This window comes from Arthrobacter sp. H5, assembly GCF_000520595.1.
GTDB lineage: Bacteria > Actinomycetota > Actinomycetes > Actinomycetales > Micrococcaceae > Arthrobacter_D.
This window is the reverse complement of record NZ_KI915004.1, coordinates 1-8,509: the sequence shown is the minus strand read 5'-3', so window position 1 is coordinate 8,509 and position 8,509 is coordinate 1. Positions and strand designations below refer to the sequence as shown.

The window sequence follows — 8,509 nt, the reverse complement described above, 5'->3', positions numbered from 1 at the left end:
CGAGCCGGCCCGCCCGCGCGGGCCCTCGGCGTCGGCCCCGGGATACGGCAGGCTGTGGTCCAGCTCCGCCAGCAGCCCGCGGAGCACTTCCAACGTGGGCACTGCGGCCAACCTGGCGCGCAGCTCTCCCCCCACCACATAGCCTTTGAAATACCAGGCCATGTGCTTGCGGATATCCCGCAGCGCCATCATCTCGTTTCCGAAGGTGTCCACGAGCAGCTCTGCATGGCGGTAAACCGTCTCCGCAACCCGGCCGAGCCCCGGCCGGTGCCGTGCGTCATTTCCCTCGAAGGCGTTGACCAGATCGCCGAACAGCCAGGGCCTGCCCTGGCAGCCGCGGCCAATAACCACACCGTCGACGCCGGTCTGCTGCACCATGCGGACAGCATCTTCGGCACTCCAAATGTCTCCGTTGCCCAGTACCGGGATGTCCGGCAGCGCCTCCCGCAGTTCAGCAATGGCATTCCAGTCCGCCGAGCCGGAGTAGAACTGCGACGCGGTGCGCCCATGAAGCGCTACGGCGGCAACCCCGGCGTCGCGGGCAATCTTCCCGGCTTCCCGGAACGTTAGATGATCTTCGTCAATGCCTTTACGCATCTTGATGGTCAGCGGAATACCACCCCTTGATGCTTCCCGCACCGCCGTCTGCACAATGGCGGTAAAAAGGTCGAGCTTCCACGGCAGCGCGGCTCCCCCGCCCTTGCGGGTGACTTTGGGTACCGGACAGCCGAAGTTCAGGTCGATGTGGTCCGCCCGGTCCTCCTCAACCAGAATGCGGACTGCCGCACCGACTGTTTTTGGGTCGACCCCGTATAGCTGGACGGAGCGCACTTTTTCGTCGTCGTCGTGCGAGATGATTCGCAGTGATTCCGGATTTCGCTCAACCAGCGCCCGCGACGTCACCATCTCGGACACGTAGAGGCCACCGCCGTACTCCCGGCACAGCCTGCGGAATGCGGTGTTGGTGATGCCGGCCATCGGCGCCAGGACCACAGGGGTGTCCACGGTGATGCCGCCGAGCTGCAACGGAGGCAGATCAAGCCGGGTGGCGGGAAGGGATGGTGCAATACTCACGGGTCCATTGTCTCAAGAACAGGCAAATCGTGAACCGGAGTGGGACCAGGGAACCCGGATTCGTTGGCTTGGTGCAGGATTCGCTGCTCCAAGCCCGCGAATCCTGCACCAACCGGGCGAATCTGCGCAAAAGGTGTCAGTTCCGAATGTCACGCCGCCGCGGAAGCGCCCCGGCATCGGTCCCCTCGGAACCGGCCGCCGGCCCCTGCGCCATAATCCGCTCGCCGACAGCCAACCCCGCTGCGTCCTCGGCGGCCAGCGCGGCCGAGCTGACGTCGTCGTCGTCGTCGGTGTGCTGCGCACGCTGTCCCACGCCCACTGCCTTGACCACCAGCACCGCCACCAGGGTGGTCAACGGAATGGCCAACACCAGGCCAATGGAACCGACCAGCGTTCTCACCACTTCCTCCGCCAGCTCGCCGCTGGTCAGGGTGTCCACCAGGGAACGGTCGTACAGGGACACGAGGATGAGCAGTGGAAGGGCGGCACCGGCGTAGGCAAACGCGATGGTGTAGACAGTGGAGGCGATATGATCCCGGCCAATACGCATGGCACCGGCGAACAGGCGGCGGGCGGAAGTATTCGGCGCCAACTCGTACAGCTCCCAGACGGCCGAAGACTGGGTGATGGTGACGTCATTGAGCACACCCAGTCCGGAAATGATCAACCCGCACAGAATGATTCCGGTCAGTGAAATTTCAGGGGCCGCATTGACCAGTGTGGTGGACGTATCGTTCCCCGTCCCGGTCAGATTGGCGGTATCCGTTGCCCAGGCGGCAAGCAGCGCGGTAATGCCCAGCCCAAAGATGGTGCCAAGCAGCGCCGTCGACGTTCGTGCCGAGAAGCCGTGGGCAAAGTACAGCACCGCGATCATGATCACCACCGAACCCACGAGCGCCAGCAGCAGCGGCGGCTTCCCCTCCACCAGTCCTGGGAGGATGAACTGCGCGAGGACAAAAAGTGCACCCACCAGGCCCACGATGGCGCGCAGCCCGCGCCACCGGGCAACGGAAATGACGACGACGGCGTACAGCACCGCGAGCGCCGCCATCGGAATGGTTCGGACCGAGTCCACGAAAACGTACGGCGCCGACCCGCCCTGGATGATTCCTTCCAGATTGAGGTACCGGATGGTGTCGCCAGCTTCCACTGCACCGGAACGGGCAATCTCGGGGTTGAGTTCAACAGGGACGGCTGACCCGCCGGCGTCGGGCACCGTATGCGCAACCTGGCACTGCTGCGCCTCTCCGCCCGCATCCACCGTGGGCTGTGAGGAGGGGCAGTCCTCCAGTGCAACGCGCTGCACTTTGCCGGTATCGAAGGACGCCCCCGGCGCCGTGGCGTAGGGATCCGCCACGGAAAGCTCCGACCGGTCACCGCTGGGCCACAGCAGCATCATCCCGATGATGGTGATGATGCCGATCGGCACCAGAATTGCCCCTAGCAGCAGGTTTGCCCTGCGCCTGGTTCCAATCAAAGAGGCCCGCTGTTCCGAACTCTCCATGTGATCACGTTGGATGGCGTGGTGGATGTGGCTGTGACCCAAAGGTTTCCTTGCTGTTGTCGATCTGCCGTCCGCCGGCTTCGGGAACGCGATCCTGGCTGGGTTCGTTCTGCTAGGGATTCTACGCAGGAAGCCGCCCGTGATCGCGCATAAGGTGGTTATCGTTGAGAACTAAAGCAGTGGCTTGATAAATGGAGTGATGGATGACCAGGGAACGATTTAGCGAATCGGATGAAGTACCCGCCGGAACGGTTGCACATGCTCCCGTGGTGACTGTCCGTTCGGCGGCCGGCGAAGTCCGCGCCGTGACATTGGTGCTCCATGGGGGCCGGTCCAACAGTTTTGAGCCGGTGCGGAGCCGCCACCTCAGCCCAGCCAGGATGATTCCTTTTGCGCGCCTCATCCATTCTTGGGGAAGCAGCCACGGTCTTGAAGTGTGGTCCCTGCGCAATCGCGTGCGGGGGTGGAACGGCGAGGAAATGTCACCTCTGCATGACGCCCGCTGGGCACTGGACAAGATCCGCGCCAGGCACGCGGGAGTGCCCGTGTATGTGGTGGGACATTCCATGGGCGGCCTGGTGGCGCTGTGCGTGGCGGACGACCCGCAAGTCCGCGCGGTGGTCTCCCTTGCACCATGGCTCGAGACCAACACTCCGGCCAAGCCGGTGACCGGCAAACGTGTGTTGATCCTTCACGGCGATTCCGACCGTTGGACCTCCCAGCGCCAGTCCCTGGTGTTTGCGCACGGGGCTAGGAAACTGGCGGATCAACTTCTCTACGTCACCTTGACCGGTGCCGGGCACTTCATGTTCCGCAAGGTGAGGATCTGGCACGAGATCACGGCGTCCTATGTCATGAAGTCCCTCGCGGAGGACACCGGCGCCGTCATTGACCCGGCACAGCTTCAGCGCGCCGAATCGCTGCTCACACACGATGAGCCACTCTCCATCACCGCCTGAGCCACATATTCGATTGGAAGGACCACCATGCCCGCCTTTCCTTTTCCCGAGTTCCTTGCCGGGCTCGGCCTCTCAGTCCTTGGCGTGGTTGTGCTTCTCGCCGCGACCTTTGCTGTGGCCCTCGCACAAAAGCGCCACGCAGTAATCGACACCGCGTGGGGCCTCGGCTTCGTGGTGATTGCGCTGGTGACCTTCCTGGCGTCAATGAACGACGGCGACGACGGCCGGCGCTGGCTCATGCTGGTTCTGACCGCAGCGTGGGGACTTCGGCTGGCCGGGTTTATTGGCTGGCGTGCCCGTGACGGGAAGGAAGATCCCCGATACGAAGACATGCTCAGCAACGCACCGGGATCGCGGAACGTCTATGCGATCCGGCGGGTCTATCTCACGCAGGGCGTGGTGATGCTCTTCGTGTCGCTGCCAATCCAGGTGGCCATGTACTCCCAGTCGGCACTGGGCTGGCTTGCGTGGGTGGGCGCGGCGATCTGGCTGGTTGGCTTCTTCTTCGAAACCGTGGGCGATTGGCAACTGGCGGCGTTCAAGGGCAACCCTGCCAACAAGGGCACTGTGCTCAACACCGGGCTCTGGAAGTACACCCGGCATCCCAACTACTTTGGCGATGCGATGGTCTGGACCGGGTTGTTCCTGGTGTCCGCCGACTCATGGCCGGGCGTCCTCACCATCCTTTCGCCGCTGCTCATGTTCTGGACCCTGTCCAACAAGACCGGCAAGCCATTGACTGAGAAGCGGATGAACTCACGCCCGGGCTACAAGGAGTACATCGAGAACACGAGCGGCTTCTTCCCGCTGCCGCCCAAACCCGGACGGGGTGCCTAGGCCATGGCCTGGCAACCGCCGCCCAATGACCGCTTCTACCGGCTGATTGTGCGCACCGGCCAACTGCTCCGGTGGGTCTTCCGGGTCCGCGTGCTGGTCACCGGAACAGAGAACCTCCTCCCGCCTGATCCCCTGAACGGCTTCTCCCGTCAGCCCGTTCCGGGCAAGGGCGCAGTGGTTGCCATCACCCACTTCGGCTACCTGGATTTCGCCTTCGCAGAGCTGATGCTGTGGAAGCATGCGCGGGCCCAGATGCGGTTCCTGATCACCAAAGGGGCAGCGTCCCACTGGTTTGCCGGCCCAGCCATCCATGCCGCAGGACACGTGGTCGTGGACCGCGGTGCCGGGAGTTCCGCCTACCAGGGCGCCCTGGAGAAACTCCGTGCGGGTGAGTACGTGGCGATCCTGCCGGAAGCCGGTGTCAGCCGCAGTTTCACGGTCCGCGAGCTGAAAACCGGGGCAGTGCGCCTGGCCGCCGAAGCAGGGGTTCCCATCGTTCCGATCTCCGTCTGGGGCTCACACCGCCTGATGAGCCGCGGCCGCAAGTTCTCAATCAGGCAAACCTGGCGGGCGCCGGTGCGCGTGCACATCAGCGAGCCGATCCGCCACACAGCGGATGCCGACGTCGTGCACGAAACAGAAAAGTTGCGCGCGGAACTGCAGGACGGTATCAACCGGGGCATCGCCGACTTCCCTCTGGTTCCGGCGCCGGGGGCCTGGTGGCAGCCAGCACGCCTGGGCGGCGGTGCCATGACGGAGACGGAACGGATAGCGGCGGACGCACACGACGTCGAAATGGGACGCCACAAGCGTCAGTGAACGGCCACCCGGAGGTGCACGTTGTTGGGCCGATCATTGGCTAATGCAGGGCGCGCTGGGGATGCTCCGCGCGGCACAGAAAACCTAGTCGCTGACCACCAGGGTTTCGCCAATAACACGCGCTGAACCCGACACGAGCAGCGGCTCCAGCACGGTGGCCAGCGCGGTCATGGAGTCGTCCACCTCCACTTGAACCGGATACTGGTACACCAGCATGGCAAGCAGTGCAGCAACGGCCGCCTGCTGTTCGGACGCGGGCAGCGTAGTGTCGCAGCCCACCAGCACATCGGCCGGTTCATCGGTGCGGGTCTGCGTATAGCTGAGCGCGAAAGCGGCGATCGTTCCGCCGTGTGACTTGGGCTTGTCGCGCAGCACCACAGCCCCGCCTGCGCCGGTGGACTCCGCGAGGAGGAACTGCTGTGCCTGCCCCAGCGTCATGTCCGCCGGATCCCACTGGTGCACTGCGTTGTACCACTGGGTGACCGCAGAGGTGAGTTCCACCGAACCGGTGGCCGCCTCCTCAAGCTGCGGGCCGGCGTCGTCCTTGAATTCCGATACCGGCAGTGCGCCCGGAGAGACCTCGACAATGCGGGAACGCTGGATCTGACTCATTCCGGTAGACCCGGCGAATGCCGCACCGGTTGAGCCCCGCGTCACCTTGGCACGGAGGGTCGAGATGCCCGACGGCGATTGGCCCGCCTCGTGGCGCAGCATGGTCAGCAGCGTGGAACCGATTCCGGCCCGGCGATGGTCCGCGGCAACCTCAACGTAAGCCCACAGGCGCTGGTTGTGCAGCCGCGGCGCGAACACGTAGCCGGCTGCCACGGGCACGGCCGCCTGGTCCGTCCCCACGACGTCCTCGGCGACGATGCAGCGCAGCCACGGATCGACGGACGAAGGTCGCAGCAAGGCACGGGACTGCTCGGCCTGCGCTCCTTCCGGACCACCCCACAGCTGCAGCAGTTCAAGCTCGTCGCCCTCACGCCAGGGCCGGTACTGGACCGCCATTATGCTCCGACCAGGCGCTGCGCCAGGTAGCCTTCAACCTTGTCGAGGGACACGCGCTCCTGCGCCATGCTGTCCCGCTCACGGATGGTCACTGCGTGGTCGTCGAGCGTGTCGAAGTCCACGGTGATGCAGAATGGGGTACCGATCTCATCCTGCCGGCGGTAGCGGCGGCCAATCGCGCCGGCGTCGTCGAAGTCGATGTTCCAACTGCGGCGCAGCGTGGACGCGAGATCCTTTGCCTTGGGTGAGAGATCCTCGTTCCGGCTCAACGGAAGAACCGCGGCCTTCACAGGAGCCAGACGCGGGTCGAGCCGCAGCACTGTGCGTTTGTCTACGCCGCCCTTGGAATTCGGCGCCTCGTCCTCAGTGTAGGAATCAACCAGGAACGCCATGAAGGACCGGGTGAGGCCGGCAGCCGGCTCGATCACGTACGGCGTAAAGCGCTCATTGGTTGCCTGGTTGAAGTAGCTCAGGTCCGTGCCGGAGTGCTTGGAATGGGTGGAGAGATCAAAATCGGTGCGGTTCGCCACCCCCTCAAGCTCACCCCATTCGGAGCCTTGGAAACCGAATCGGTACTCAATATCCGTGGTGCCTTTGGAGTAGTGGCTGAGCTTTTCCAGCGGGTGTTCGAAGAGCCGAAGATTGTCCGGGTTGATGCCGAGGCCGGTATACCAGTCGAGGCGTTCCTTGATCCAGTACCGGTGCCACTCATCGTCCGTTCCCGGCTCAACGAAGAACTCCATCTCCATCTGCTCAAATTCACGCGTGCGGAAGATGAAATTACCGGGCGTGATCTCGTTGCGGAAGCTCTTGCCGATCTGGCCGATGCCGAAGGGCGGCTTCTTGCGCGAGGTGGTGAGCACGTTGTTGAAGTTCACAAAAATGCCCTGGGCTGTTTCGGGGCGCAGGTAATGCATGCCTTCTTCGTTGGCCACCGGGCCCAGGAAGGTTTTCAGCAGACCCGAGAATTCTTGCGGCTCCGTCCATTGGCCGCGGGTTCCACAGTTGACACAGGCAATGTCCGCCAGCCCGTTCTCGGCGGCGCGGCCCTTCTTTTCCTCGTACTCTTCCTCGAGGTGGTCAGCGCGATAGCGCTTGTGGCAACTGAGGCATTCCACCAACGGGTCGCTGAACACATCAACGTGGCCGGAGGCTTCCCAGACCTTGCGGGGAAGGATGACGGAGGAGTCAAGGCCAACCACGTCGTCGCGTCCGCGGACAACCGACTGCCACCACTGCCGCTTGATGTTCTCCTTCAGCTCTGCGCCGAGCGGCCCATAATCCCAGGCAGACCGTGAACCCCCATAGATCTCCCCCGCCTGGAAGACAAAGCCGCGGCGCTTGGCCAGGGAAATGATCGGATCGAGTGCTGACTGGTTCTTGGCCATGGGAAATTTCTCCAATTTCTACAGGCCGCTGGGTGCGGTCCGTCAGTGTGCCGCCGGAAACGCAGCTGTCAGCTGGGCCGGACGGGCGAAGGTACCACCCTAGCCTACCGAAGGGCTAACGACGGCGGGTACTTGGGCACGCGGTATCGGGCGCGCACCACATCCGACCGGAGAGTCGAAGGCGGCATCCTTGACGCAGAACATCGAAGGTGCCTAGATTGGGCGGGCACCTGTGTTGTGATCCACCTCACAGGTGTTTGCATGTTTGCAACCGCAACCATCACTCGCGACAAAGGAACTCCAGTGACCCCACTCGATCGACTTCCACGCGCCCGCTTCGGCCGGGCCTCATGTGCAATTGTTGGTGGACTTGCCCTCGTCGCCTCCGGCGGACTTGTTGCACACGCGACGCCAACGCACGAGAACAGCAATAACAACAACTCGAAGAAGCTGCGCACCGCCGTCTCGGTGGAACGCGTGGTGGGCCACCTCGACGCGTTGGATGACATTGCCCTGGCCAATGGAAAGACGAGGGCAGCGGGAACCAAGGGATACGACGATTCCGTGGACTACATTGTTGAAAAGCTGCAGACTGCCGGTTATACGCCGACGGTTCAGGCCTTCACCTTTCCTTAGGGCTCGCGAATAAATAATCTGGTTGATTACGGCGTGTCGGGTGGTGCGAGCGTGTAGTTCCATTCGCCATGGAAATCGTGGCGGGTGAGGGGCAGTGATTCGATGTCGTGGCTGGTGTATCTGAGTCCGGTGGGATATTCGGAGGTGTCAAGGACGCATTGGACGGTCAGGCCCGTGCTGGTGGTGGTGTTGGAGATCGTTTCAACGATGGTCTGGTGGGTCCGCAGCGGCCTGCCAGCCCAGTTTCGGGTGATCTGGGCGAAAAGACGATGCTCGATTTTGTT

The 8,509-nt window shown here is 63.4% G+C and carries 8 protein-coding genes and 1 pseudogene; 4 read left to right on the top strand and 5 right to left on the bottom strand.

What is annotated here, in order from left to right; translation table 11 throughout:
• Together dusB and Y708_RS25245 are read right to left on the bottom strand one after the other, a co-directional pair.
• Window positions 1-1,074: tRNA dihydrouridine synthase DusB (dusB, locus tag Y708_RS25250; protein WP_035776467.1), on the bottom strand; the 1,074-nt coding region annotated here is incomplete at its 3' end.
• 136 nt (window positions 1,075-1,210) lie between these two features.
• Window positions 1,211-2,578: a YibE/F family protein gene (locus Y708_RS25245; protein ID WP_081746823.1), complete on the bottom strand. Its 1,368-nt coding sequence runs from the start codon at window positions 2,576-2,578 to the stop codon at window positions 1,211-1,213.
• Between the two features lie 203 nt (window positions 2,579-2,781).
• Here Y708_RS25245 and Y708_RS0114425 point away from each other — a divergent pair, with 203 nt between their 5' ends.
• From Y708_RS0114425 to Y708_RS25240, 3 genes are read left to right on the top strand one after another with little or no spacing between them, the layout of a single operon-like run.
• Entirely contained in the window at window positions 2,782-3,537 is a 756-nt protein-coding gene (locus tag Y708_RS0114425; protein ID WP_028280477.1) for an alpha/beta hydrolase, read from the top strand.
• Between the two features lie 27 nt (window positions 3,538-3,564).
• Window positions 3,565-4,374 (top strand): DUF1295 domain-containing protein, encoded by an 810-nt coding sequence (locus tag Y708_RS0114420; RefSeq protein WP_028280476.1) that lies wholly within the window; start codon window positions 3,565-3,567, stop codon window positions 4,372-4,374.
• 3 nt (window positions 4,375-4,377) lie between these two features.
• The gene (locus tag Y708_RS25240; RefSeq protein ID WP_035776464.1) at window positions 4,378-5,193 is read left to right on the top strand and encodes a lysophospholipid acyltransferase family protein; all 816 of its coding nucleotides are present in this window, start codon (window positions 4,378-4,380) and stop codon (window positions 5,191-5,193) included.
• A gap of 84 nt (window positions 5,194-5,277) precedes the next feature.
• Here the strand turns inward: Y708_RS25240 and Y708_RS0114410 are convergent, their stop codons facing one another.
• Window positions 5,278-6,201, bottom strand: a complete 924-nt coding sequence (locus Y708_RS0114410) for a GNAT family protein (RefSeq protein ID WP_028280475.1) — start codon at window positions 6,199-6,201, stop codon at window positions 5,278-5,280.
• Window positions 6,201-7,589: a glycine--tRNA ligase gene (locus Y708_RS0114405; RefSeq protein ID WP_028280474.1), complete on the bottom strand. Its 1,389-nt coding sequence runs from the start codon at window positions 7,587-7,589 to the stop codon at window positions 6,201-6,203. The genes Y708_RS0114410 and Y708_RS0114405 overlap by 1 nt, the downstream gene beginning before the upstream one ends.
• Window positions 7,590-7,892: 303 nt before the next feature.
• Between Y708_RS0114405 and Y708_RS0114400 the strand changes: the two genes are divergently transcribed.
• Window positions 7,893-8,225, top strand: coding sequence for a hypothetical protein (locus Y708_RS0114400; RefSeq protein ID WP_155853887.1), 333 nt, complete (start codon window positions 7,893-7,895; stop codon window positions 8,223-8,225).
• Window positions 8,226-8,251: 26 nt separating this feature from the next.
• On the opposite strand, the pseudogene Y708_RS0114395 reads toward Y708_RS0114400, so the two are convergent.
• A pseudogene (locus tag Y708_RS0114395) lies at window positions 8,252-8,509 on the bottom strand (ISAzo13 family transposase); the annotation flags it as partial.